Here is a 25,786-nt window from a genome sequence, read left to right as displayed (position 1 = left end):
AACACCGAAGCGCAGGTCAGCGCCCGAGGTATCGGCTGAACTGCGGGCAGTAGGTGGTCACCGAGGCCTGCAGGAAGCCCACGGCCTGCTTTTTGGTCAGGTTGCTGTTCATCAATGAGTTGACGATGCCGCGTACGACCGGTGGCGGGTTCGGGTTGCGTGCCATTTCATGGGTCATCGTGTCGCACACTTGACGCCCCAAGCCCGGAACGTCCGTCTCCGGGCCTGTCGTGATGCCCAGCGCGCTCACTGCCTCTTCGAACTGCTCGTCGGCGTCCTGGGCGTGCGCGGACGCGGCACCACCGAAGACCGCGAGGCCCGCGCTGACCACCGCAACCGCGATGGCACGACGGACAGTGGTCATTTCTGCTCCTGAACTATCGGCACGCGCAATGTAGATCGCACCCTTCACCCGATGCGTTACCGCTTCGGTGAACACAAGAGCCCCCACCGTATCGGCAGGGGCTCTTGTCTACAACTGGACCTACAGCTCGGTCGCGGATCCGCCGGCCGAGGTGATCTTCTCGCGTGCGCTGCCGCTGAACTTGTGAGCGGTGACGTTGACCTTCACAGTCAGCTTGCCGTCGCCGAGCACCTTGACCAGCGTGTTCTTGCGCACCGCACCCGAAGCCACCAGCTCGTCGACACCCACATCGCCGCCCTTGGGGAACAGCTTGTTGATGTCGCCGACGTTGACGACCTCGTACTCGGTCCGGAAACGGTTGCGGAAGCCCTTGAGCTTCGGCAGCCGCATGTGGATTGGCATCTGGCCACCCTCGAACATCGCCGGCACGTTCTTACGTGCCTTCGTGCCCTTGGTACCGCGGCCAGCGGTCTTGCCCTTGGAGCCCTCACCACGACCCACGCGGGTCTTGGCGGTCTTCGACCCCGGCGCTGGGCGCAGGTCGTGCAATTTGATGGTCATCGCTATACCTCTTCAACTTCGACGAGGTGGTGGACCGACTTGATGAGTCCACGGGTCTGCTCGTTGTCCTCACGCACCACGGACTGCCGGATCTTGCGCAGTCCGAGGGTACGCAGGCTTTCGCGCTGCCTCCAGCGCGCACCGATGGTGCTGCGCACCTGGGTGATCTTAAGCTCTGCCATGGTTTAAGCCGTTCCCTCACGCGCGGCCGACGCGGCGAGCGCCTCAGCTTCACGACGCGCCCGCAGCATGCCTGCCGGCGCCACTTCCTCGACGGTCAGGCCTCGACGGGCCGCGACCTCTTCTGGACGCTGCAGCAGCTTGAGCGCGGCAACGGTGGCATGCACCACGTTGATCGCGTTGTCGCTGCCCAGCGACTTGGCCAGGATGTCGTGCACGCCAGCGCATTCCAGCACCGCGCGAGCCGCACCGCCGGCGATCACACCGGTACCGGGGCTGGCCGGACGCAGCATCACGACGCCCGCCGCGGCCTCGCCCTGTACCGGGTGAGTGATGGTGCCGCCGATCAGCGGTACCCGGAAGAAGCCCTTACGCGCTTCCTCGACACCCTTGGCGATGGCGGCCGGGACCTCTTTGGCCTTGCCGTAGCCGACACCGACCATGCCCTTGCCGTCGCCGACGATGACCAGCGCGGTGAAGCTGAACCGCCGGCCACCCTTGACGACCTTGGAGACGCGGTTGATCGTGACGACGCGCTCGATGTAGTTGCTCTTCTCGCCGCTGTCGCGGCCGCCACGCCCGCCGCCGCGGTCGTCGCGACGACCACGCCCGTCACGGTCTCCGCGACCGCCACCGCGGTTGTCCTGCGCCGGAGCGGCGCCAGCCTGCTCGGCCATCATGCAGTCCTTCCCATGCTTTTGACGTCAGTCATCAGAACTTCAGCCCGCCTTCGCGCGCCGCGTCAGCCAGTGCCGCGATGCGTCCGCCGTAGGTGTAGCCACCGCGGTCGAACACCACCGCTTCGATCCCCGCAGCCTTGGCGCGCTCGGCGATCAGCTGACCAACCCGCACGCTGTGGGCCTTCTTGTCACCCTCGACCGCACGCACGTCGGCCTCGATCGACGATGCGGCGGCCACGGTCGTGCCCTCGAGATCGTTGATCAGCTGCACGTGGATGTGCCGCGACGAACGGTTGACCATCAGGCGCGGCACCTCGGCCGTGCCCTCGATCTTCTTGCGCAGTCGGGCGTGCCGACGCAGCCGCGAGACGCGCCGGGCCTCCGACACGTTCTGCCCCGCGGGCTTACGTGACGACGCCTCAGTCTTAGAAGAAGCCATTTCTACTTACCTGTCTTTCCGACCTTGCGGCGGATCTGCTCACCCTCGTAGCGAATGCCCTTGCCCTTGTAGGGATCGCTCTTGCGCAGGCGGCGGATATTCGCCGCGATCTGGCCGACCTTCTGCTTGTCGATGCCGGTGATCGAGAACTTCGTCGGTGTCTCCACTGCGAACGTCACGCCTTCGGGGGCGTTGATCAGCACCGGATGGCTGTAACCCAGAGCGAACTCGAGGTTGCTGCCCTTGGCCACCACGCGGTAGCCGACGCCGAAGATCTCCATCTTGATGGTGTAGCCCTCGGTGACACCGGTGACGAGGTTGGCCACCAGGGTGCGCGACAGTCCGTGCAGCGAGCGGTTGCGCCGCTCGTCGTCCGGCCTGGCCACCACAATGGCGCCGCTGTCGTCGCGCGACACCCGGATCGGTTCGGCCACTGCCAGCTCAAGAGTTCCCTTGGGACCCTTGACCGACACGTTCTGGCCGTTGATCGTGACGTCGACCCCGGACGGAACCAGGACGGGTTGCTTTCCAATTCGTGACATGGCTCTAGTTCCCCCTCACCACACGTACGCGAGGACTTCGCCGCCGACGCCCTCTCGGGCGGCCTGGCGGTCGGTTCGCAGACCTGACGACGTGGAGATGATCGCCACGCCCAGACCGCCGAGCACGCGCGGCAGATTGGTGGACTTCGCGTAGACGCGCAGACCGGGCTTGCTCACCCGGCGCAGTCCCGCAATGCTGCGTTCACGGCTCGGGCCGTATTTCAGTTGCACCACAAGCGACTTGCCCACCCGGGCATCCTCGGTGTGGTAGTCGGTGATGTAGCCCTCGCTCTTGAGGATCTCGGCGATGTTCGCCTTGATCTTCGAGTGCGGCAGCGACACCTCGTCGTGGTACGCCGAATTGGCGTTGCGCAGACGTGTCAAGAAGTCTGCGATCGGATCCGTCATGGTCATGACAGCCGGTTCACCTTCCTCGCGGCGGTTCCCCTAGTTAGGGCCTACCGCAACCTGTTTGATGTGGTCTGTAGTTGTTGGCTGTTACCAGCTGGACTTCTGGACGCCGGGCAGTTCGCCGGCATGCGCCATCTCGCGCAGGCAGATACGGCAGAGCCCGAACTTGCGGTAAACCGCGTGCGGGCGACCGCACTTGCTGCACCGGGTGTAGGCGCGGACTTTGAACTTGGGCTTCTTGTTGGCCTTGTTGACCAGAGCCTTCTTTGCCATTTGCTCAGTTCTCCTTGAACGGGAAGCCAAGTGCACGCAGCAGCGCGCGGCCTTCGTCGTCGTTCGTCGCCGACGTGACGACGGTGATGTCCATACCTCGGGGGCGATCGATGTCGTCGATGTTGATCTCGTGGAACATCGACTGCTCGTTGAGCCCGAAGGTGTAGTTGCCGGTGCCGTCGAACTGCTTGGGGCTCAGCCCGCGGAAGTCGCGGATACGCGGCAGCGCGATCGACGTCAGGCGGTCGAGGAACTCCCACATCCGGTCGCCGCGCAGCGTCACGCGCGCACCGATCGGCATGCCCTCACGCAGCTTGAACTGTGCGATGGACTTGCGGGCCTTGCGGATCTCCGGCTTCTGGCCGGTGATGAGCGCCAGGTCGTTGACCGCACCGTTGATCAGCTTGGCGTCGCGGGCGGCGTCACCGACGCCCATGTTGACGACAACCTTCACCACGCCGGGGATCTGCATGACGTTGGCGTAGCCGAATTCCTTCAGCAGCGCGTCCTTGATCTCTTCGCGGTAGCGCTGCTTGAGCCGGGGAACGGTCTTTTCTTCAGTGCTAGTTCCAGAAGTCACTCTAGATGTCCTTGCCGTTGGTCTTGGCGATGCGGACCTTCTTGCCGCTCTCTTCGTCCGTGCGGTACCCGACGCGGGTCGGCTTGCCGTCGGAATCGACGACCATCACGTTGCTCACGTGGATCGGCGCTTCCTGCGTGACGATGCCGCCGGACTGGGCGCCGCGCTCGTTGCGCGAGATCGCCGTGTGCTTCTTGATCCGGTTGACGCCCTCGACGAGGATCTTGTCCCGCGACGGATACGCCTGCAGGACCTTGCCTTTGGCGCCCTTGTCTTTACCGGAGACAACCAGAACGGTGTCGCCCTTGTGGACCTTCACTTACAACACCTCCGGGGCAAGCGAGACGATCTTCATGAAGCGCTTCTCGCGCAGTTCGCGGCCGACGGGTCCGAAGATGCGCGTCCCGCGCGGGTCGTTGTCGGCCTTGATGATGACGGCGGCGTTCTCGTCGAACTTGATGTAGCTGCCGTCGGCGCGGCGCCGTTCCTTGACGGTGCGCACGATGACGGCCTTGACGACCTCACCACGCTTGACGTTGCCTCCGGGGATGGCGTCCTTGACGGTCGCCACGATGATGTCGCCGATGCCGGCGTAGCGCCGTCCCGAGCCACCGAGCACGCGGATGCACAAAATCTCCTTGGCACCCGTGTTGTCGGCGACCTTCACCCGCGATTCCTGCTGAATCACTCGAACTCCTCGACCTGGTATTTGAACGTACGGCAGGCCTGAACATCTGGTGGGCACAGCCCACCAGTGACCCGACGTGCGCGGTCTTGCTGTCACCGAAGAGCACGCAGGGATTTCTTGTCAGAGATCCGAGGTCTGCCCAAGGCAACCCGTTGATTCTAGGTGAGGACCTGCGCAGAACCAAATCGCTGCTGGTCACGCCAATGCGGAGGGCCGACGCCATGGTCACACCGCCACAACCTGGCATTATGCAGGCGTTCACCTGGGCGTATCTACCTCGGTCACCATGAGGACCATGGCCGCCGTCACCGCGCTGGCCCTGACGGCTTCCTTCCTGTTCGCGCTGTCGGCGTTCCTGCAACAACGCGCCGCCCGCGCCGTCGTCGGGTCCAACACCGCATCGCTGCGCGGCGCCTCGGGAGTCCAGCACTTGTTCGGCCGCCTGCTGCACAGCCGAACCTGGCTCATCGGATGGCTGACGAACCTGTCCGGGGTGGGCACGCAGGCGGCGGCGCTCAAGGTCGGATCAGTGGCCAGCGTTCAGCCTTTGATGGCCGCACAACTGTTGTTCGTCCTGTCGCTCGCGTCCGGTGAACAGCGCCGCTGGCCGTCGACGCGCGACTGGCTGTCGGTCCTTGCGGTGTGCGGTGGCCTGGTGCTGCTCTTCACGGTCGAGGCGTCGCCGCTGAACGGCCAACCGCATCGGCACCGCATCCTGCTCGCGACGCTGTGCGTGGTCAGCCTCGTCGTGATCCTGCGGCAGCTCAGCCGACGCACCGTCCCGCCGCTGGCCGGTGTGCTCGTCGGTATCGCGGCCGGCCTGTGTCACGCCCTCAACGCGGTGTTCCTCAAGTTGACCGTCGAGGATCTGTACCACGGAGGCGTCGGCGCGATGCTGCTCAACTGGCCGATCTACGCGCTCGCGGCGACCGCGATATGCGGAATGGTGTTGGTACAGCTCGCTTTTGCCAGCGGGCCACTACCGCCCGCAGTTGCCGCCATGAGTGTCACCAATCCGATCGTCAGCTTCGTGCTCGGCATCATCGCGTTCGACGCCGCCGCCCCGCGCAACCCGGCGGTCATCGTGGCGATCGCGGTGTCGGGACTGCTGGTCGGCGCCGGGATCGTCGGCCTGGCGAATGCTATAGATCAGCCACGCAACGGAACCCGATATGAGTCGTCGCGCTGTCCTGTGACTGAGGCGAGCGCGCCGCGGGACGGTACCGGTGGCAGTACTCGGGCGCACACAGATGCGATCCGCCCTTGAGGGTCTGATTCACCGTGGGGTCAGCAATTTTGGCTGGGGTGCAGCAGCTCTTCTTTCCGTCCAGCCGGTGATGGGCCGAGAACTCGGTGGTCGTCCACTCCCACACGTTGCCGATCATGTCGACGAGGCCGAAGGCGTTCGCCGGGAACGTTCCGACCGGCGACGTGCCGACCCAGCCGCTCGCGCCCTCGTTGAGGTAGGGGAATCGGCCCTGCCACGTGTTGGCCATCAGGCGTCCGTCCGGTGAGACGTCAGAACCCCACGAGTAGGTGGTGGTGGCGCCCGCGCGGGCGGCGTACTCCCATTCGGCCTCCGTCGGCAGCCGTCGGCCGGCCCATGATGCATACGCCGCGGCATCGGGATAGGCGATCTGCACCACCGGGTGATCGAGCCGATCCCCAATCGAGCTGTCGGGACCGAACGGGTGCCGCCAATTCGCCCCGGGCACCCAGGTCCACCACTGACGCCAGTCCCTCAAATCGACCGGGCCGCTCGTCGGTCGGAACACCAACGCGCCCGGCGCGAGATCGTCGGGTGACACATCGGGATACAACGCAGAGTCAATGGCCTGCTCGGCAACAGTGAGATATCCAGTGGCAGTGACGAATTCGTCGAATTGCGCGTTCGTCACCGGATGGCGCTCGACCGCGAGCGCGGCCACCGTCGCGGTGTGTGCTGGCGCCTCTTCCGGATAGAACTGCGTCGAGCCCATTCGAAACGACCCACCCGCAAGCTCGACGAGCCCGGTGAGCATCAGGGTATTTCGATGGCGAAATCGTCCATCATCGGCGAGGTGAACGGATCGAACCCGGCGCCGGCGGGTCCCTGTACGTGCACGGCCACCAAGTAGTCGCCGGAGTTCGTCCAGACGTGCGCGACGCGGTCGCCGAATTCCACCGCCTGCTCGGGCGTATCCGCCCAGGAGCCGAGCAGCTTCTGGCCGCTGTACCCGCAGAGGTCGGCCGGCAGCACGCTGACGCTGCTCACAGCGGAGGCCGCCATCGCATCGTCGGCATACTTTTTGAACGCCGCCGCCGGGTCCAACGTCGTCTTGGCAATCGTGACTGTCGCCCAAACACCGTCGGGGCCAGTCAGTTTCGCGCCGACGTCGCCCTCGCCCGGTTCCGTCGACCAACCCTGCGGCAGGACGACCGTGATCTTTGGCGCTCCGGCATCCGCGACCGCGGCCGTAGCCCCCTCGGGACCCGCACAGGTGACGGTGCCAGGTGCCACCTCGGTCCGGGTGGTGGGCACGACACCGGGTTCGGTGAGATCGGCCTCCGGCGTCGGGATGGCCCTCGTTGTCTGCGTCGATGTCTCGGCGGATGGCGAGGTCGACGTGGTGACCGCGTCCACCTCGTCGGCAACGGGCTCGCCCTCACTGGTCTTGGCGCAGGCCGACACCACCAGGGTCGCCATGCACAGGGCGGCGAGCACGGCAGATCTTGTTCTCATTGGCAGTCAGTCCTTCGAGAAGGCGCGTGCGAACTCGCGCTCGAGATCCACGTAGGGCTGACCGGACACATCGACGTTCACCTGAGCGATGGTGCCACCCGTGAACGCGAACGGTGCCTTGTATGACCGTGATACGGGCGACCCGGTGTTGCGGCCGACGCTCAGGGTGGCTCCGGCAAGCCCGAAGGTGCCGGGATGGATCCTGACGTCCGATCTGTGCGCCACGTCGGCGCCGTCGATGTAGAGCACGACCTCGCCCAGCGGCGTATGGCTGCCCTCGACCGTTCCGGTCCGCGTGTAGGCGACGCCCAGCGTGTGCTCCCCCAGCGGAACGGTTCCCGGCGACGACAGCGCCTGTTCCTCCTCGCCGAGGAAGTTGTAGATGTAGTGCAGCCGCCCGTCCTGCATGAACAGAACATGCCCGCCGTGCCCGCCGCCGTGCTTGAACAACACCCCTTCCGCGACGGTGCTGTCGATGATCACCTCGGCGATCACCGCGAACGACCGGCCCTGGATCTCCGCCGCCGCTCCCACCCCGACGTCGGCGGTGCCGGGATAGTAGAAGTACGACTCGCGGGTGCCGGTCAGGTAGGGCCGCCACCGCGACAGCGTCTCGAGGATGTTCAGATCCGACAGTGGAAGCCCGTTGTACTTCTCGGCCTCGCTGAACCACAGCGCCTTCAACTCGGCGAGCTTGTCGGGATTCTCAGCCGCCAGATCGTGGCACTGGCTGCGGTCGGCCTCGATGTGGAACAACTCCCACCGGTCCTTGTCGAAATTCGACCAGCCTGCCGGTGACGCGGCGTGAACGGCATTGGCGAACCAGCCGTCGTGCCAGATGCCACGGGTTCCCAGCATCGCGTAGAACTGTGTCTCCTTGCCCGTCGTCGCTTCCGGATCTTCAAGGGCCCCCTTGAAACTCACACCGTCGAGTGGCTTTTGGGTGATGCCCTTGACGGTCTCGGGCGCGTCGATACCGAGCAGGTCGTATACCGTCGGGGTGATGTCGCAGACGTTGACGTAGTTGTCGCGGATCTCACCGTGGGCGGCGATGCCGTTGGGCCAGGAGACGATCGCGGTGTCGGCGATGCCGCCCTCGTGCGACGCGTAGCGCTTGTACAACTTGTACGGCGTGTTGAACGCCATGGCCCACCCGATCGGGTAGTGGTTGTAGGTCTCCGGCCCGCCCAGGTTGTCCATGAACCGCAGACCCTCCTCCACGGTGTCGACGTAGCCGTTGAAGAACTTCACCTCGTTGACTGAGCCGTTCGGCCCGCCTTCGCCACTGGCACCGTTGTCGGAGATGACCACGATGATGGTGTTGTCGAGCTGGCCGGACTCCTCCAAATAGTCCAGGATGCGCCCGATTTGGTCGTCGGTGTAGCTGAGGAATCCGGCGAACACCTCGGCCATGCGGCTGAACAACCGCTTGTCGTCGTCTCCGAGCGAGTCCCACGGACGCACGGTGTCCTGGACGGGCCACGGTTCGCCGTTAGGCCCCTTGACATCCGAATAGGGGTTGATCGGAGACAGTTCGGTGTCGGCCGGCACGATGCCGAGTTGCTTCTGGTTCTCCAGCACGATCTCGCGGTAGCGCTCGTAGCCCATGTCGAAGGTGCCGGCGTAACGGTCGGCCCACTCCTTGAAGACGTGATGCGGTGCGTGCCCGGCACCGGGACAAACATACGAGAACCACGGCTTGTCGGGGGCGATGACCTTGGCGTCACGGATGAATTCGATTGTCTTGTCGGCGATGTCCTTCGACAGGTGGTAGCCGTCCTCGGGCAGTCCCGGTGGTGCGACGGGATGATTGTCGTAGACGAGTTCGGGATACCACTGGTCGGTCTCGCCGCCCATGAAGCCGTAGAACCGCTCGAATCCTCGCGACAGCGGCCAATGTCGTTTCGTGGAGGCGAGGTTGGACTCCTCCAACGGGGTCAGATGCCACTTGCCGACGCAGTAGGTGTTGTAACCCTTTTCGGCGAGAACTTCAGAGAGCAGCGCGGTGTCGTTCGGGATACGCCCGTTGCAACCGGGAAAGCCGTCGGTGAACTCCTCGATGGTCGCCATGCCGACCGTAGTGGCGTTGCGTCCGGTCAGCAGCGACGCCCGCGTCGGTGAGCACAGCGCGGTGGTGTGGAACTGCGAGAGCCGGACTCCCCGCTCGGCGATGCGGCTCATCGTCGGCATCTGCACCAGACCGCCGAAGCAGTCCCACGTCGCGATGCCGGTGTCGTCCCACACGAGATAGAGAACGTTGGGCGCGCCCTCGGGCGCCGTCGGCGCGGCATAGGGACCCCAATCGGGTTCCGAATCCCGGATGTCGAGTTCGATTCTGCCGTGGAATTCCGTCGCCATGGCCGGGGAGATTACCCCGGCGATATGAGCTCAGACTGAGAAATTGGCGACGCCGGTCCGTGCCGTTTACGTGTCAGCCACCATTGCACTGCTGCCAATGGAATCGTCCAGCCCAGCCAGGCACCGAGGCCGGCCACGAACCACAGGTAGTGCTCCTCGTTCCCGTCAAAAACACTGTCCTGCAACGGCTGCAGTGAAAGGAAGAGCACCGGCGTCCAGATCCGATTGGTGATGGTCGACAGCGCGACCGTGGCGCTGCGGACCATATGCCTGCGGTGGTCGGCGAAGCGCCGCTGCCGCGCCGCGGTGAACCCGTTGATCGTGAACCACAGCCACACCGCGCCCAGCAGCACATTGCTGGCCGCGAGGAACGGCCCGAACGGGGTGGCGGCACCGATCACCATCGCGAATGCGGCGGCGGGAATCGCCGCGCAGACGTACACCCGTCCGGTTCGACGGTGTAGCGCCGGGTGCCGCTGACGCAGCCGGGGCCAGATCTGCGCGACGGCGGTGACCATGGCGACGCTGCCAAACATCACGTGGGCCACCAGCAGCGGATAGTGCAGCCCGAACGTCGAAGGCACCCTGGTGCCGCCCGTGACGTACGGCGGCAGCGAGAACAGCAGGAATGCCGCCACGATCACGGCGAGAACCGGGGTCAACCAACGCGACCGCGACTTGATTGCGTATGTCATACGCATAAAGCGTACGGTATACGCAGCCAGCCGTGCAATCGTTTATGCTGACATCAAATGAGCGATCCCCTGCCCCGCGCACTGGAGATCCTGTGGGAAAAACCGAGCGCGTCCACCCGCTCGCGAGGGCTGAGCCGGGAGCGCATTGTCGAGGCGGCCGTCGCGCTGGCTGACGCCGACGGCCTCGGCGCCCTGTCGATGGCTCGATTGGCCGAACGGCTCGGCTGCGGCACGATGTCGCTGTACCGACATGTCGCCAACAAGGACGAGTTGGTGACCTTCATGCTGTCGGCGGCCCCGGGCCCGCCACCGGTCGCCGACGCCGCGGATTGGCGTGGCGCCCTTGCGGATTGGGCCCTCGGACTGTGGGACATCTACCACCGGCACCCGTGGGTGCTGCCGGCCGCGGCGTCTGGCCCGCCAGCCGACCCCGGACAGTTGGCGTGGCTGAATGCGGGACTGACCACCCTCGGCACGACCGGCCTGTCCGAGCGCGACAAGCTCGCGGCAGTGATGGCCATGCTGCACTACGTCCGCGGCGCCGCGGCGCTGCACATCGAGGCGGCACAGGTGGACGGCCCGGACTACCCTGACCTGCTCCGCCGGTTCGTCGACGGCCAGCGGTTCCCCGCACTCGCCGCGGCTGTGGAGGCCGGTGCATTCGACGCCGTCGACGTCGATCACCTGGCCGACTTCCGCGCGGGACTACAGCAGATCCTTGATGGTGTGGCCGCGAGAATGACAGCACAATCTGAGTAGCCGTGCGAGAGCGCTGCGCCGGTGACAGTATGCCGAGAGTGGCGACAACCAAACCGCAGACGATCTCCTATCCGCACCCCGGCTCACGTCCCGGCCGTCACGACGACTATGCGGTGGACCCGCACGTGGTCGTGCTGTTCGGCGCGACCGGCGATCTGGCCAGACGCAAGCTGATTCCGGGCCTCGCCTATCTGGACCAATCCGAGCTCGCACCTCACATCGAGATCATCGCCACCTCGCTCGAGGACATCTCCACCGAGGATTTCCTCGAGGTCGCCAAAGAGGCGATCGACGAATTCGGTACCCACAAGCTCACGAAGGAACAGTGGACGCGGTTCGCCCAGACCGTCACCTACGTGCCTCAGACCGCCGGGCCCGAAGCGCTGGCCGCCGCGGTTGCGGCCGCCGAGGAGAAACTCGGCCCCGACGTCCGTCGACTGCACTACCTGTCGGTGCCTCCCAAGGCCGCGCGCGCGGTCATCACAATGCTCAAGGACGCCAACCTGGTTGACCGTTCGCGAGTGGTGATGGAGAAGCCGTTCGGCACCGATCTAGCCAGCGCCGTCGAACTGAACGACTTCGTCCACGAGACGTTCGACGAAAGCCAGATTTTCCGGATCGACCACTTCCTCGGCAAGGAGGCGGCCCAGAACATCCTGGCCTTCCGCTTCGCAAACGGTCTGTTCGAGCCGATTTGGAACCGCAACTTCATCGACCACATCCAGATCGACATTCCCGAGACACTCGGGCTGGACGAGCGCGCCAACTTCTACGAGAGCACCGGTGCCTATAAGGACATGGTGGTCACCCACCTCCTACAGGTGATGGCGTTCGTCGTGATGGAGCCGCCGACGGCTTTGGAACCGCGAGCCATCAGCGAAGAGAAGAACAAGGTGTTCCGATCGATGCTCCCGATCAAGTGTTCCGACGTGGTGCGAGGTCAGTTCGCCGGGTACCGCGATCTCGAAGGTGTCGCAAAGGATTCCGACACCGAGACGTTCATTGCGCTGAAGGTGGGCATCGACAACTGGCGATGGGCGGGCGTGCCCGTCTACTTGCGCACGGGCAAGCGGATGGCCGAGGGCATCCGCATCATCTCGATCGCGTTCAAGGAGGCCCCTCGATCGATGTTCCCGGCCGGATCCGGTGTTGGCTCCCAGGGGCCCGACCACCTCACCTTCGACCTGGCCGACAACTCCAAGGTGTCACTGTCGTTCTACGGCAAGCGACCCGGGCCGGGCATGAAGCTCGACAAGTTGTCGATGCAGTTCTCGACGCAGGAGATCGATACGGTCGGCGACGTTCTCGAGGCGTACGAGCGCCTCATCCTCGACGCGATGCGCGGCGATCACACGCTCTTCACCACCGCCGAGGGCATCGAATCCCTATGGGAGCGTTCGGAGGGCCTGCTCAACGATCCGCCGTCCGTGAAGTCGTACCCGCAGGGGACGTGGGGTCCCAACGCGATCCACCAGCTGATCGCGCCCAATGCGTGGCGTCTGCCATTTGAGCGGGCCTGGCGCGACAACAAGAACGGCGACGACGACTAATTCGTGATGGCCGGGGGCATTCGGTGAAACCGCTCACCGATGACCAGGCTCCCTTCTGCTGGACCCCGGGTCGTCCGACGCGGGCGGTGACACGATCTGGCTCACATCGATGTGCCGGAAATCCGGTAGAGCACGCAACCGCACATTGAATTTCACGTTGAAGGTGAACGGATCGTCCGTCGGAACATCCAGGGACCGGCCGTACACCGACGCAACGCCAGCCGGGTCGTACCCCATCAACAGCAAGAGCGTGGGAAAGATGTTGTAGGCGCTGGACGCATTTCGGTTCTCCGCGAGATGAGCCTGCCAATTCAGGGCTTTGACCCCCTTGCCTTGGATCACCACCAATGGCACCACGCCCTCCTCCTGCTCTGGATCGGTGCCGCAGTGGGTGTTAACCCCTGGGTCGCCCCGCTCGTGCAGGGTTTGCCCATGGTCAGAGGTGTAGATCACCACGGCTTGGCTCAGGTCCGCCTCGGCGAACAGGCGCTTGAAGAACTCACCGACGTTCCAAAGGAGGGTGTTGCGGTAGCTGTTGCGGTATTGCACCCATGCTTCGGGACTCCCGTCGAACCCCTCTTTGGTGCCAATTTCGGCGACGTCGTCGGAGGACTCCTGGCGGGGCAGCACTGGCTGATACTTCTCGAATTCGTCCGGATACTTGTTGGCAATCGGAAAGTGGGCGCCAACCTTATTGATCACGACCAGCTGCTGCTCACCGTCCTTGAGTAGCGCGACCAGTTTGTCCAACGCGGCCATGTCACGCTGCATCACCGGCGTTCCGTCGAACTGAACGAAGTCGTCGATGTCAGTCATCTCGGCCTCATTCATCTGATTCTGCAGTTTGCCGGAGGTGGTTTGGCCATCGATGTAGACAGTGCGGAACCCGGCCGTCTTCGCGTACTGCCAGATCGACGGCATACTCGTGTTGATCCGCGGATAGTCGTCCCGGGTGCCGCCATAGCGCAGAGTGACATTGCTGCCGGCGCTGCAGTTGGTGATCGCGGCCGCATAGCCGTAGTTGAAGATGTCGACCCCGGGTTGGGCCTGGACCAGATTGCTGGTGACGCCCGCCGGATTGTTGATGTCGAGATAGTTACCAGAAATGGCTTCGTCGATGATCAGCACGATGTCCCGTGCCATCGGCGCGCGGTCGTGGGCAAGAGTGACAGGCTGGCGCGGGCTGACACTGCCGGCGAGCATCTCGTAGCCGTACAAACTCAAGTAACCGAGCGGCGGGTACATCGGCGCCAGGCCTCGCGCGCCGTCCCCGGATCGCACGAACAGAATGCCGATCACCAACACCAGGGCCACTAGCGGCGCGGCGACCGGCAACAGTCGCGGCATACGGGGCGCGGGTCCGGGTCGAAGTCCAATTCCCACCAGCAACAGCAACGACTTGCCCACGGCCATCAGGATTTGGTCGCGGTACTGATCCAGTGCTTCTCCTGCGAATCCGGCCGCATCGAGCATGGAGATGAACGCGTCGTAGGTCAGATAGGAATCGGTGGTGTGGATGTAGGTGTCGAAGAACGCCGCACTCACCGCCAAAATCAGCGCTATCGGCCAACGTATCCAACCTTGGCGAATCCAGGCGGCGAGTAAGAATGCCGCTGTGGTCAGGGCGAAAAGGCCCAAGTACATGACCAGCCCCGCGCTCACCCCCAACATTGCTATTCGACCCTGATAGTAGGAGTACGAACTCGCCAAATAGGCCGCCAGCAAACCGGCTTTGATCCATCCACGCATGTTGAAAGGCACCCCCCGACACGTTGCTAAATTCGGGCCCAACAGCCGAACTTAGCCTAGCTGAACAGCAGATAAACGATCGGCGATTCCGTTTTGCGACGTAGCACGCTGACGGCGGTGTCCGGCCTGCCGGTCTTGCACAACGGCGAATGATGCCGACTCAGTCGCTGACGACACGCGTCACGACTGATGGCCACCATCCTCGACCGGCCCACCACTGCGGGGCCTTGCTCTTCGGATACCCAACCGGAACGCCGCGACGGCGATGATGAGCGCCGCGCCGACACCGGCCGCAGCCCACCACGGCGAAATACCATCGCGGCTGTCGGAAGCGTTCTGGGCGGCGGGCGATGTCGGTGGCCCGTAGACAGCCAGTGGCGCGCGACCAGGAACCATTTCCGGCGGGCGTCCGGGAATGGCGACTACCGCAGCCCCACGCAGCGTCGACCATCGCTTGGGGTCTGCAGTCAGCCATTCCAACAATCTGTCGAGTTCTGGCGCCGCGCCATTGGACGTCGCGATCAGCAGAGTGCGTTTGCCTTCGAATACCGTTTGCAGAGATCCGAATTGGATACCCGGGTCGAGGATGAGCGTCGTCTCCTCATCGCCAGGATTGAAACCCACAAGGTCCAGGCGGTTGTCTTTCGAGCTCACCGGGAGCGCAATCGACGCATCCGTCCAGCCGTCAGGACTGATGAGGACAGCTGGATCGTCACCGCCGACCGCCTGCTCGAGAGGTTTCAGGTCGACTGACAGTGGCACCGCGCTGAGGCGCTGGAGTCCCACCGCGATCTGCACCGCACGGACGGTGTCCGCGACGCTGTTCATACTGATACCGAATTGCACTCGCGGCATCAACGCTTGCGGAAGGGACCGAAAACCGGTCGGGTTCGGCGATTGAGCTGGACTGCTTTCCACAGTTGAGCTGCCGTAGATGGAGAGCTTGATCGGCCTGAACTCATCACAGCTGCCCGTATTCCCACTGGTTTCGACCTCGACAACGAGGCTGGTGCTGCGCTGCAGGAGACGGTCGGGAATATCCACCCACTGGTCGATCGCGCCCTCCGCGTTGGTCGGCCACGACGTGATCACCTCTCCACCGACCGAAGCCGTCATCTGCGAACCGAAGTCGGCTGGCACGGGCGTGTACGAACCCAGCAGGTGCACCCGGAACCCCTGTGTAGGACTGCCGAACCGGGTCTGGTCCAATCCGATACTCACCTGCGGCGCCACTGCAGTTGCAGTCAGGGCCGGCTGACCCAGCTGCGTCAGGGTTGTGGAGTCGCCTGGCGGTGGGGGGTCCACTAGAGGCAGGTCTTCCGGGATCACCTTCGTGCTCACGGCCATGTCCAGAGAGCCATCGATGAACAGTCTGGTGTAAGTGGTCAGCTTGTCTGCCGGGCCGGAAATGAGCAGATCGGGCGTTGCGGGGGCCCCCGACAACGAAATGCCATCGTCCGGGCCCTCTTTGATGACGATGCGCCGTTCCATTGGCTCCGGCACGCCGCCGAGCGCGGCGGCGCCGTCCGCGAGCGGCACTAGGGCTGTTTGCGTGTTCTGGCCGCGATAGCGAGTCGTCAAGACAGTCGCTAACTGGACTGCGGCTTCAGATTCGGCTTCTGACGGTTCTCTGGGCACCGCGATCGTCGCGGTGCTCAGAATCGGCGGGAGGAAGTCGGCAACAGTCTGTGGCGCAATTTCCCTTCCGTCGTAGGTGACTGAAGTGTTGGCGAATTCGATGGGGTGCAATGTATCCAAACAGAATCCGTCTTCGGCGCGGGAGGCGAGTGCCAATGTCAAATCAACCGATTGGTCGACAATCTCGACGCCGCCTAGCGGTATGACCAAGGGTGCACCGTCTGTCAGCGGCAGTCCGAGTTTGGTGATGAGCCGATCATCCTGGGTGACGGTGAGGATCCCGGACCTGATGTTGAACGGAAGTACGACGGTGGTGTTCAGCGACGTGGGAAACAGGCCCACCGGCACCGGAAAGGACAATGAGGTCGAACTGGTATCCCCGTAGAACGACAGGGTGGCGCCCCCACCTAGATCGTTCAGCGACAGTGTCGGTTCGGCTTTAACCGATGGCGCCGAAAAGATGAGCATCGCAATGACTGCGGTGAGTGCGGCCAGACGGCCCACCCGACTGGGACTCACGGCCGAAATCGTGGGCAGTTGAGTCTCCTCACCATCGTGGGCAACCCTTCGTCACCTTAGACGACTCTTGAGCGCTATCGGACGAATTGTCCACTTCCGACGCAGATTGCAGACCGCTCCGACTTCATCGACATCTCACTGGTGATGGTCAGAAGGATTCCGTCGGCGTCGAGTTCCTCGATCACGTAGCCAGTCGGCCTACTCGCGATTGCCTACGTATTCCGCCATCAGCTCTCTTAGAGCAGCCACCGACTGTGCCAGGTCGAAATCTCTGGTTACCAGCGCCCGGCCGGCATCGCCAAACTCGGTGGTGACACTGGCACGCTCCACCATGGCCGTCAAGGTGCGGTTGAGGTCGGCGGCGTCGGCTGGGTCCGCCAGCAACCCGGTGACACCGTCGATGACGATTTCGGGGATGCCGGAGAGTTCGGTCGATACCGTCGGGACTCCACACGCGAGTGCCTCCATGAGGGCGACCGGGAGCCCTTCCATCTGACCGTCGTCGGCGACCACGCTGGGTAGGACGAACAGATCCGCGGCGTCTAGCGCGGCTCGGACCTCGTCCTCGCTGCGGCCTCCGAGGAAGCGGACCCGCTCGCGCAGTCCCAAGCGGTCGGCGAGGGCCTCTAGTTCGCCACGCAGCCCGCCGTTCCCGATGAGGTCCAGCGTGATTCGGTCCACGGAATCGCCGCCCATGGCCAAGGCCTCCAGCAGCACCGCATGCCCCTTGTATGCCTGCAGCGACGCAACCGTCAGCGCCCGGACTGGGCCGGCGGCTGGAATGGCGCGCGGCCGGAAGCTATAGGCTGCTGTATCGATTCCGGCATGCACGACACGAATCGGCGTGTGCCGCCCATTGTTTCGCTCAAGCAGATTGCGGTTGTACTCCGAGATCGTCACGACGAAGCGTGCATCGGCGATCTTGCGGTCAAGCATCGAGGTGTCGACGTAGAGATCGTGCGCGTGGACGGTAAAGCTGTATGAACAACCGATGAGCCGCTTACACACCCACGCCGCCAACGCCGGGTAGGTGGCGTAGTGCGCGTGAATGTGCAGCGGTCGGGCATGTCGCGCAAGGTCTCTGGCGTGTGCGCAGCCAATGAGCACAGTCAACAGGGCGCGGACGAGCAACGGCGAACGACGATAGTCGGCGATAACGCGGGCCAGCACCGATGACAGCACCAGCGGCCGAGTCAATCCTGCCCAGGCGAAGGCGGCCAGCGCGGCAGCGTTGGACGGGCGCACGAGACGTTCGGTCCAGCGCCGCGAGATATCGTGCACCGGTTCGTCCGGCGACGGGAACAGCGATCTGAGCTCGAGGTCGAATCCACCCAACTGATCCAGCGCGTCGATCTCGCGAACGATGAACGTCTCGGACGTGAGCGGGAATCGCGACACCAGGTACACGACATGGGCTCGGCTCACGGACGTGCGCCCATCACCTCGAGATATGTCGACCGTAGCCGGGCAACCCATGCTGTCGCTGAGAACTCATCGCGTGCCCGGCCGCACGCCGCTGTTCCGAGCCGCTGTCGCAACTCCGCGTCCTTCAAGAGGCGGCAAACCGCGTCGGCCAGACCGTCTGCAGAACCAGATTCGAAGAGCAGCCCGGTCTCGTTGTCGATCACGATGTCAGGTATGCCACCTATTCGTGATGCGGCGATCGCCCGACCCGTCGCCGAGGCCTCGATGAGCACCGTCGGCAGGTTCTCACCGTAGAGGGAGGGCAGCAGCACGACGTCGGCGGCGCGGTACACCTCCGGCATGTCGGTGCGCACGCCCGCGAAGACCACCGCATCACCCAACCCGCCCTCAGCAACGAGCCGCCGCAAGTCGCTATCCAGTTCGCCGCCACCGACCAACGACAGCACCGCGTCGGGGAATCGCTGCCGAACTGCCGGCCAGGCCTTGATGGCCACCGGGATGCCCTTGAAGTCACGGAAGGCGGCCGACAGCACCACGAGCGGGCCGGCTCGGCCACCGCTCAGCTCGGCACGTACCGCGGAATCACCATCGCCGGGAACGAAATTGCCGAGGTCGATGCCGTTGTGCATGACCGCCCAGTTGGCGGGCATCTTGCGGGGCCGGTAGGCCTCTTGAAAGGACTGACGAGATGCCTCCGACACGAACAACACTGCGCGGGAACGGGTTGCGGCCTCAACCGCCAGGCGCTCACGCCAGGCTGCGCGTCCGGTCAGGGGGCGCATGACGTGGTGGAAGGTACAAACGGCAGGCCGTCGCGCCAATGCCGCGGCCGGAACCGCGAGCGTCATCGCCAGCTCCAAATGAGCATGCACGACGTCGTAGCCCGATTGACGAATCGCACTGGCGAGTCGCGGGACTCCGACCGGGTCGAGAGTTCTGCGAATGCCGAGTGAGCGCGTCGCGATACCCGCATCGGCCAAGATCTGCATCGTCTTATCGGAGTTCGGCGCTTCGGACAGCACGCTCATGACGTCCATTTGGACGTCGGTGTTGCGCGCGGCGACAATCATTGGAGCGAGTAGCGTTTCAGCGCCACCCATTCGGAACGCGTCGATCAACACCAGCGCGCGAATACCCGGTGTCATTTCAGCACCCTTAGCTTGTCCCATGGAATGCGCTCCATCGCGTCGTAGTCCCAACGAAAACCGGCGTCTTGGTACACCGTTCCCAATGTTCCCGGGGCGGCGTTCGTGTCGAGTTCGAAACTGACGCTGAGCGGCGCGCCGGACACGTCCATGACATAACCGCCGAAACGCTGCATCGCGGTCGCCACCGCCATTTCGCCGGCCGACAGATTCAACTTGCTCAAGTCGAGCGACGGATCCAGCTGCAGCCGGGCGCCTTCGGGGAGGCAGTCAGCCCTGGTCGAGTCGCCGTCGCTTTTCAACGCGGGCGGTCGGAAAGTATTGCACGCGTTGCTTGTCTGCAGCGCCAGGACATGTGGGATCACTCCTGCCGCGATCTCCTCAAGCCGGATCACTCCGGCCAGGCGGGACGCACCCGAGCCGGTGGCTGCACCACCCCATCCGGAGCCACTGAGGCTGTTGACGGCACCAAAGCTCGTCGACCATTTATTCCCGCTCTTAACAGCCCGCCAGAACTCGAAGCTGATCGCGCGAGACTCATCGACGGTCACCAGCACACCGTCCGAACCCGAATTAGGCACCGCGGCATCAGGAATCAACACTTGCCAGCCGTCAAACGGGCACTCTCCAAAGTCGACCACGGTGCAATTGACCGCGTGCGAAGGCGTGTTGGAGTCGGTCTCGTAAATAGGAATGCCGAATTCGACCAGGTTGGCGTACAGCGCCGGCTCAGGTTGCACGGCTGCAATCATCGCCGCGCTGCCGGGATCGATGGGAGGGTTTGAGGGCAGTTCCTGACGCCACGGGCTAGAGGGCGAGAATGGAGTTGGTAAAGACGCTAGGGATGGTTGCGAACACGCTGGAAGACCCGCGGCGACCACGGTCGAGACGGTGACGACCGCGGCAACGCTCTGCCACGCCCAACGGTGTCTCGACGCCTTAGCTTTACCGTCGATCGCCATCGGTCCCCCCCGCTTGGGCCAGTGCATCCAAAATGCGAGTTGCCGCGGTGGTCCACGCACCCCGCACGCTGTCTTCCCCCGCCGTGCCCAGCGTCGCGGCGAGTGCCGGATCGCTCAACAGCCTCAGTATCGCGCAAGCCAGCCCATCTACGTCTTCGGGTTCGACCAGCAGACCCGTCACTTCGTGCTCGATCACATCGGGCAGATCTCCGATTGCAGTGGCAATGACCGGTCTGCCGAAGGTGTAAGCCAGGTGGGCGACGCCACTTTGTGTCGCGCGGATGTAGGGCGTGGCCACTACCCGTGCTGAGTCGAGCAATCCGGCCACGTCCTGCATCGGCACGTAGCCCGGGCGCGCGTCGACGTTACCGATTTCTCGCGCACGCTCGAGCACAGCGGCCACGTCGATGTCCGCTCCAGGTGCCCCTGCCAATACCAATCGCGCTTCTGGAAGTTGAGCGCGCACCAGAGCGAAAGCATCCAGCAGCACCTCGATGCCCTTGTACTTGGACCACACTCCGAAGAAGAGCACGACGGGTTCCGTTTCCGTCACCGATCGCACGTCTGCGCCGTCGCGGATCTTCGTCTCATAGCCGTGCGGGATGACATAGACCGGACAGTGCGGCTGCCAGTGCGAGATCGCGAGATCGCGCGTCCGTGGACCAAGGACGAACGCCACGTCCAGACTCTGCCAGGCAGACCGGAAGGCCCAGGTGAGCAGCCCACCTGTCTTGGGTTTACTGGTGTCCTTGGCATCTGATCGTGGCAGCGGCTCATGCGCGACGAGCCCGAAGTTGGTCGACGGCAACACCTTTGAAAGAGCAACCGCGAACAGCGGCTCGAACGTGAACCGCCATTGCGACCAGAGCAGCGCATCAGGTCGGACTACTAGAAGTCGGACGCTCAGCACAATCCAGGCCAACAACAACTGAGCGGCGCGCAGGGCACGTCGTATCAAACGGAACAGCCGGGAATGCACACGGTCGTCGCCAGGGTGCCAGGTAGGCAGAACCGCACGAACCGTGAATCCTGGCTGTGACGAGGCGAATTCAGGTCGAGGACCGGTCCAGAGCTCGACCCGCTCGCCGCTGGCGGCGGCCAGGGCGCTACCCAATTCATAGGCGTACTGAAACAAACCCCCGGACGGCGAGAGCTCTACCAGCACTACGGGCTTGCGAGTCATACCGGCACAGAATCCCCGCGTGAAGGTTCGATGGCCGACTCGTCCATTCGTCTCCTCGCCAGAACGCGGGACAGCGCCATCCCGGCCGCCAGTGCGGTAACGGCACCGACGCCCCCGCTCACCACGAGAGCCAGCGAAGAGCGCTGCCGCGATGGGACGATCTGCATGCTGCCGACGGTCTGCAACGAATACTGCTGGTAACTCGAGGCGGCATGCATAGCCGCATCGGCGTGCGCGGCGGCAAGTTGGATCTGATCGCGGGCCTCGTCAGCTGAGTCTGCTGTCGCAGTGAGCTTCAGCACCCCACGCACCGGGTCGGCGGTGATGCTGACGGGCGACGACTGGTCGTGCATGACGACCGCAAACGTGGGCAGCAGTTCCACCCGTGAGCGGATGTCGAGCGCGTAGGCGTACCAGCCGTCCATCGGCCCGACCGGAACCAACGTCACCCGCTGGGTCGCGGTGAATGCCGGAGAGCTGGTAACCGACAGGGACAACCAGAAGGCGGAGAACCCGAGCACTCCCGCGACCAGCAATACGGCCAGGCGATCAAGCAGTCGGCGCATCACGTCAACCGGCAAAGGCCACGCAGGCGCTAGTCCTGCCGCGAGGGCCAGCACGATCCCGAACATGCGGAAGTACGTCAAGTGCAGCCCGATACTGGCTACTGACCACGCCACGATCGCCGCGCACACCGCAGCAGCGAGGATTCTGTCAACGGAGCGGGGCTGCACGACGATTCGCAGCACCACCAAGCTCAGGAATCCGAGGATGAGCACTGCCAGACCCAGCAAGCCGAACACTCCGGAGCCAGCGGCGAATTCGGCGTAAAGGTTGTGGGGCGCATCCGTCGGGTTCCGGGCGGCAGTCGGGACCCGCCCTGCGAAATCGATCACCAGTCCTGGGAAGGTCCCCGGCCCGAATCCGAAGTACGGACGCTCCTCGAACATCATCCAGGCTTCCTCCTGGGCCGCGAGTCGATTCAGCACCGAAGGGTCGATGTTGAAGTTCACCTTCGATTGCGACAAATCGGCAAATGCCCCCACCAAGCGATTTCCGATGCCCGGCACCGCGAAAATGAGCAAGGCCACCGGCAGCATCGCTAGACCGCGCCGCCGGACCGATCGCTCGGAGGCGACGAACCAAACGACGATCGCGATGCCCGCGGTGAAGAAGGTCCCTCGGGACTGAGTCAGATAGATTCCGCCGAGCAGAAGGACGACCGGCGGCAGCCACAACACCACTTCGGACCGCCTGCCAGATCTCTGAGCCCGGGTCAGCAGCGCAGCTGCCAATGGAAGCCCCATGACCAAGTAGCGACCCCAGAAGTTCGAGTCCGGCAACGGACCGCCGTAGCGGTGCGTAGCGATATCGGTGATGAGCTTTCCCGAATGGCGTGCCACGGTGGCGAATCCACCGAATGACACGCCCCCGTTGAAGACCAGTTCATTGACGATGGTCAGTGACGAAAGTACCGCCAGCGGTATGACGATGGCGCCGGCGACCATCCACGGCCGTCCTGTCAGCTGGATGAGTATCAACACCAACATGACGAAAACGCAGTCAAGTGTCGCCCTGATCAGACTGGCCAGAGACGTCGACAGGTCCACGCTTCCGACGGTCGCTACCGCCTGTGTGGCCAGATACACGAGCATGAAACCGGCGGACAACACCGTCCAGGCATTGAGTCGTTGCCTGGCGTTCGGATCGCGTAGGGCGAATCCGACTGCGAGTAGACCGAGTAACAAAGCTGCATGGAAGAAAGGAATCCCCGTCCGAGGAGTCAGCACCCCAGACACATTGGTGACTTCCATGACGACAATGGCGATCAGCGCCAGGAGCGGGCGCCGCGCCGCGAAGACGAACCCGATCGCACCGACCTGAGCAGCGAGCAGAAGCACCGGGTCTCGCGAACCCAGGACGACGAGCGCGCCGACTGTCGCCACGACTGCCGCCAAGATGAAACCCGGGATTTCGCTCGCGGGCACAACGGGCCGGGTCAACTTGATCATGACCGGTGCCGCGCCCCGTCCTCGCCGATGTCGTCAGCATCATCGTCGAGTCGCGAACGACGAGTCCGATCTCGGCGCGCAACAAACCATCCGATGCCACCACCGACCACCAAGCCTGCCAGCGCACCCGCCGCTGCGACCTGCAATCGTCCTGGAACGGGCACCGGCTCGGCACCGCCCTGTATTGGTAGCACCTTCGCCAGAAAAGGTGCGGTGACGGAGGCTACCTCTGGGGCTGCAGTGGTCAACACGTCATTCAGGGCCGCCTCGGCGGCGGCCGGCGACCCCGCCGTCACGGTCACCGTGACGACCGTCGTGTCGGGCAACGCAGCGGCGGTCACGGTCAATTCGCCCTGCGGGACACCCGCGGCCTTTGCCGCCGTAGGCAGCCAGCGCGCGTCGTCATAGACGATGGCTGCGGTTCGACTGACCTGCCCGCGAGTCAGCACATCCCAGAAGCTGGATGACTCGGCGGTCGTGAACTCCGGTGGGGGAACGAGCACGACATTGGCCGACGTCGTATAACGGTCTGCCGTGGGCGCTGCCAGCGCTCCGCACCCCGCCCCGAGGACAGCGCCGATCAGCGCCAGTGCAGCGATAATGATAATGCGACGCCTGGTCATTGTTCCTCTTTCGCTGGGGTCGGCGTCGTCGCCGCGGTCCGGTGAAGGCGACGCCGCACCATTGCCCACGCGGCTGCGACGAGGTGCGGTGCCGTGAAGCGTAGTAGTGCGGCGTAGATTGCGACGCCGACCGCGATCAGCAATCCAAGTTCTAACGGGGCGGCAAGCTCTCCCGTGACCCGCGTGAGGCAAAGCAGGACCACGCCCATGGGCAACGCCGCGGAGGTCGGACGAACTAGCGCACCGGCTATTGCACTCCATCGAACATCCGTCATCCGATGAAGCACCGCCATACGGACCAGGAAGTGGACTACCTCGGTTCCCAGCAGAGCCCAAGCGACCAGCACCACGTTGTGCCCAGCAGCCCACCAGACCGGTCCGACGAGCACGACGAGCTTCCCAGCGCTAATCGCGGTGAGTACCCCCGGTCGACCTATGGCTTTGAAGACATCCCCGGCATGGAAGGACGCCGAGTACAGGACCGTGTAGAGGGCAAGTACCGACAGTATCGGCGCAGACCCCGCGTAGTTGGCGCCGTAGAGAGTGTCGACCAGCGGTCGCGCCGTCACCGCCAGCATGATGCCGATCGGGGCGGTAAGGGCCGCTACCACGACGAGCGCGTCGAGGTAGTGCTTCATCAGCAACTGCCGATCATGCTGCAGGCCCGACAGCGCGCTGAAGAGTACCTCACTGACCACAATGCAAAGATTGAGCACGACGAGTTCGGGAACGCGGTAAGCCAGGGTGTACAACCCGAGATCGGTTGGCCCCAAACGCGTTCCGACGGCCAGGTAATCGACGTTGTAGATGGCGTACGCCAACAGCGCCACAGCCGTGACGGGAATGCCGAAGCGGATCAGCTCGCGTGCGACCGCGCCATTGATCGCGGGCTTGGGATGGGTCCGTCCCACCCACCAGTACAACACCGTCATGACTGCCGTGCCGGCGAGCTGCCCGTAGACCAGACTCCAAATGCCGTGACCGGTGGCCGCCAACACGATCGTGAGGACGGTCTTGGTCAACGCACCGGAAGCTTCAGGCACCAGCCGAGCCGAGAAATTCATCGACCGTCGTAACCACGCCGCCGGAACCGTACTCAGCGCCGAGATTCCAAGGCCGATCGCCAAAACCCTGATGAAACCCGTCAATTCCGGGTGTCCGAGCGCGCGTGCCGTGAGATCCGCGGTGGCAGCCAGCAGAGCGGCGGTAACCACGCCGAACAGAACCGACAGAGTCAAACCTGTCGGCGCAATCACACGCCAGTCACGGCGATTCTGCACCAACGCGGGAGCCACGCCGAGGTCCTTGACGTAATCGAATAGGTTGACCACCAGTAGCGCCAACGCGAACAGGCCGAATTCCTCCGGTTCGAGCATGCGCGCGACGACCATTGTCATCAACAGTGTTGAACTCTTACTCAGAGCGAAAACGAGGTAATTCCAGGCCGCCTGCCGCCCGGTCGCGGGCGGCGGCCCGGCAGCAACCGGCTCGGACTCATCGGGGTCGATAGTCTGATCGTGACCGCCGGACGTCGTGTTGCCGCCGGCAGCTGCCCGGCCTCCCTCAGCCGGCTCTGAAACCGCCACGCTTAACCCCCAGCAAACGACTCAACCGGCATGATCCCAGCGTAAGCATCCTCTTCCTAGCTCCCATCGCATTCAGAGGAAACGCTACACACAGCAGGCCTTAATCATGCGTGCATCGCAGCAGGTCGTGAGACGATGTCGC

Annotated in this window: 26 protein-coding genes and 1 pseudogene; 3 read left to right on the top strand and 24 right to left on the bottom strand. The window is 64.1% G+C overall.

The genetic code is table 11. The features are described 5' to 3' along the window. Positions 1 to 16: 16 nt before the first annotated feature. The 11 genes from ACIA48_RS17690 to rplN all read right to left on the bottom strand — a co-directional run bounded on the left by ACIA48_RS17690 (position 17) and on the right by rplN (position 4,718). Positions 17 to 364, bottom strand: coding sequence for a DUF732 domain-containing protein (locus ACIA48_RS17690; protein WP_396734061.1), 348 nt, complete (start codon positions 362 to 364; stop codon positions 17 to 19). 120 nt (positions 365 to 484) lie between these two features. After that, positions 485 to 925, bottom strand: a complete 441-nt coding sequence (gene rplO / locus ACIA48_RS17685) for a 50S ribosomal protein L15 (protein WP_396734058.1) — start codon at positions 923 to 925, stop codon at positions 485 to 487. Positions 926 to 927: 2 nt separating this feature from the next. After that, the gene (gene rpmD / locus ACIA48_RS17680) at positions 928 to 1,107 is read right to left on the bottom strand and encodes a 50S ribosomal protein L30 (RefSeq protein WP_396734056.1); all 180 of its coding nucleotides are present in this window, start codon (positions 1,105 to 1,107) and stop codon (positions 928 to 930) included. A 3-nt stretch (positions 1,108 to 1,110) separates the two neighbouring features. Next, complete coding sequence (rpsE, locus tag ACIA48_RS17675; RefSeq protein ID WP_396734053.1) at positions 1,111 to 1,782, bottom strand: 30S ribosomal protein S5; 672 nt, start codon at positions 1,780 to 1,782, stop codon at positions 1,111 to 1,113. A 34-nt stretch (positions 1,783 to 1,816) separates the two neighbouring features. After that, positions 1,817 to 2,224: a 50S ribosomal protein L18 gene (rplR, locus tag ACIA48_RS17670; protein WP_396734050.1), complete on the bottom strand. Its 408-nt coding sequence runs from the start codon at positions 2,222 to 2,224 to the stop codon at positions 1,817 to 1,819. Between the two features lie 2 nt (positions 2,225 to 2,226). Then, on the bottom strand, positions 2,227 to 2,766 hold the full coding sequence (rplF, locus tag ACIA48_RS17665) for a 50S ribosomal protein L6 (protein ID WP_396734047.1): 540 nt from the start codon (positions 2,764 to 2,766) through the stop codon (positions 2,227 to 2,229). Between the two features lie 15 nt (positions 2,767 to 2,781). After that, entirely contained in the window at positions 2,782 to 3,180 is a 399-nt protein-coding gene (rpsH, locus tag ACIA48_RS17660) for a 30S ribosomal protein S8 (protein ID WP_396734044.1), read from the bottom strand. A gap of 84 nt (positions 3,181 to 3,264) precedes the next feature. Next, complete coding sequence (locus tag ACIA48_RS17655; protein ID WP_067804051.1) at positions 3,265 to 3,450, bottom strand: type Z 30S ribosomal protein S14; 186 nt, start codon at positions 3,448 to 3,450, stop codon at positions 3,265 to 3,267. Between the two features lie 4 nt (positions 3,451 to 3,454). After that, positions 3,455 to 4,030, bottom strand: coding sequence for a 50S ribosomal protein L5 (rplE, locus tag ACIA48_RS17650; RefSeq protein ID WP_396734039.1), 576 nt, complete (start codon positions 4,028 to 4,030; stop codon positions 3,455 to 3,457). Position 4,031: 1 nt separating this feature from the next. Beyond that, positions 4,032 to 4,349: a 50S ribosomal protein L24 gene (gene rplX, locus ACIA48_RS17645; protein WP_396734036.1), complete on the bottom strand. Its 318-nt coding sequence runs from the start codon at positions 4,347 to 4,349 to the stop codon at positions 4,032 to 4,034. After that, entirely contained in the window at positions 4,350 to 4,718 is a 369-nt protein-coding gene (rplN, locus tag ACIA48_RS17640) for a 50S ribosomal protein L14 (protein WP_014209128.1), read from the bottom strand. A 286-nt stretch (positions 4,719 to 5,004) separates the two neighbouring features. Here rplN and ACIA48_RS17635 point away from each other — a divergent pair. Continuing rightward, positions 5,005 to 5,841: pseudogene (locus ACIA48_RS17635) on the top strand (DMT family transporter); the annotation flags it as partial. A 19-nt stretch (positions 5,842 to 5,860) separates the two neighbouring features. Here ACIA48_RS17635 and ACIA48_RS17630 read toward each other — a convergent pair. The 4 genes from ACIA48_RS17630 to ACIA48_RS17615 are packed head-to-tail and all read right to left on the bottom strand — an operon-like array spanning position 5,861 to position 10,493. After that, a complete protein-coding gene (locus ACIA48_RS17630; protein WP_396734033.1) occupies positions 5,861 to 6,739 on the bottom strand; it encodes a formylglycine-generating enzyme family protein in 879 nt (292 codons plus the stop codon). Then, the gene (locus ACIA48_RS17625) at positions 6,739 to 7,440 is read right to left on the bottom strand and encodes a hypothetical protein (protein ID WP_396734031.1); all 702 of its coding nucleotides are present in this window, start codon (positions 7,438 to 7,440) and stop codon (positions 6,739 to 6,741) included. Before ACIA48_RS17625 ends, ACIA48_RS17630 begins: the two co-directional genes overlap by 1 nt. 6 nt (positions 7,441 to 7,446) lie before the next feature. Then, positions 7,447 to 9,798 carry an arylsulfatase gene (locus ACIA48_RS17620; RefSeq protein WP_396734028.1) on the bottom strand — a complete coding sequence of 784 codons (2,352 nt, stop codon included), beginning with the start codon at positions 9,796 to 9,798 and terminating at the stop codon, positions 7,447 to 7,449. An 11-nt stretch (positions 9,799 to 9,809) separates the two neighbouring features. After that, positions 9,810 to 10,493, bottom strand: a complete 684-nt coding sequence (locus ACIA48_RS17615; RefSeq protein ID WP_396734025.1) for a DUF2306 domain-containing protein — start codon at positions 10,491 to 10,493, stop codon at positions 9,810 to 9,812. 57 nt (positions 10,494 to 10,550) lie between these two features. Between ACIA48_RS17615 and ACIA48_RS17610 the strand changes: the two genes are divergently transcribed. Further along, complete coding sequence (locus ACIA48_RS17610) at positions 10,551 to 11,252, top strand: TetR/AcrR family transcriptional regulator (protein ID WP_396734023.1); 702 nt, start codon at positions 10,551 to 10,553, stop codon at positions 11,250 to 11,252. 38 nt (positions 11,253 to 11,290) lie between these two features. Next, positions 11,291 to 12,802, top strand: a complete 1,512-nt coding sequence (zwf, locus tag ACIA48_RS17605) for a glucose-6-phosphate dehydrogenase (RefSeq protein ID WP_396734020.1) — start codon at positions 11,291 to 11,293, stop codon at positions 12,800 to 12,802. 33 nt (positions 12,803 to 12,835) lie between these two features. Here the strand turns inward: zwf and ACIA48_RS17600 are convergent, their stop codons facing one another. From ACIA48_RS17600 to ACIA48_RS17560, 9 genes are all read right to left on the bottom strand, one after another. Then, a complete protein-coding gene (locus ACIA48_RS17600; RefSeq protein WP_396734018.1) occupies positions 12,836 to 14,473 on the bottom strand; it encodes a sulfatase-like hydrolase/transferase in 1,638 nt (545 codons plus the stop codon). Between the two features lie 258 nt (positions 14,474 to 14,731). After that, positions 14,732 to 16,708 (bottom strand): hypothetical protein, encoded by a 1,977-nt coding sequence (locus tag ACIA48_RS17595; RefSeq protein WP_396734015.1) that lies wholly within the window; start codon positions 16,706 to 16,708, stop codon positions 14,732 to 14,734. Between the two features lie 198 nt (positions 16,709 to 16,906). Then, on the bottom strand, positions 16,907 to 18,133 hold the full coding sequence (locus ACIA48_RS17590; protein WP_396734012.1) for a glycosyltransferase: 1,227 nt from the start codon (positions 18,131 to 18,133) through the stop codon (positions 16,907 to 16,909). Further along, entirely contained in the window at positions 18,130 to 19,278 is a 1,149-nt protein-coding gene (locus tag ACIA48_RS17585; protein ID WP_396734009.1) for a glycosyltransferase family 4 protein, read from the bottom strand. The genes ACIA48_RS17590 and ACIA48_RS17585 overlap by 4 nt, the downstream gene beginning before the upstream one ends. Next, positions 19,275 to 20,240 carry a hypothetical protein gene (locus ACIA48_RS17580; protein ID WP_396734006.1) on the bottom strand — a complete coding sequence of 322 codons (966 nt, stop codon included), beginning with the start codon at positions 20,238 to 20,240 and terminating at the stop codon, positions 19,275 to 19,277. Before ACIA48_RS17580 ends, ACIA48_RS17585 begins: the two co-directional genes overlap by 4 nt. Further along, a complete protein-coding gene (locus ACIA48_RS17575; RefSeq protein ID WP_396734003.1) occupies positions 20,224 to 21,423 on the bottom strand; it encodes a glycosyltransferase family 4 protein in 1,200 nt (399 codons plus the stop codon). The genes ACIA48_RS17580 and ACIA48_RS17575 overlap by 17 nt, the downstream gene beginning before the upstream one ends. Next, on the bottom strand, positions 21,420 to 23,435 hold the full coding sequence (locus tag ACIA48_RS17570) for an O-antigen ligase family protein (RefSeq protein WP_396734000.1): 2,016 nt from the start codon (positions 23,433 to 23,435) through the stop codon (positions 21,420 to 21,422). Before ACIA48_RS17570 ends, ACIA48_RS17575 begins: the two co-directional genes overlap by 4 nt. Continuing rightward, positions 23,432 to 24,058 carry a hypothetical protein gene (locus tag ACIA48_RS17565; RefSeq protein ID WP_396733997.1) on the bottom strand — a complete coding sequence of 209 codons (627 nt, stop codon included), beginning with the start codon at positions 24,056 to 24,058 and terminating at the stop codon, positions 23,432 to 23,434. Before ACIA48_RS17565 ends, ACIA48_RS17570 begins: the two co-directional genes overlap by 4 nt. After that, positions 24,055 to 25,644: a lipopolysaccharide biosynthesis protein gene (locus ACIA48_RS17560; RefSeq protein ID WP_396733994.1), complete on the bottom strand. Its 1,590-nt coding sequence runs from the start codon at positions 25,642 to 25,644 to the stop codon at positions 24,055 to 24,057. The genes ACIA48_RS17565 and ACIA48_RS17560 overlap by 4 nt, the downstream gene beginning before the upstream one ends. Positions 25,645 to 25,786: the final 142 nt, after the last annotated feature.

Source organism: Mycobacterium sp. NPDC051804 (assembly GCF_044452905.1).
Taxonomy (GTDB): domain Bacteria; phylum Actinomycetota; class Actinomycetes; order Mycobacteriales; family Mycobacteriaceae; genus Mycobacterium.
Note: the sequence above shows the minus strand (reverse complement) of the source record. Positions and strands in the feature narration are given on the sequence as shown.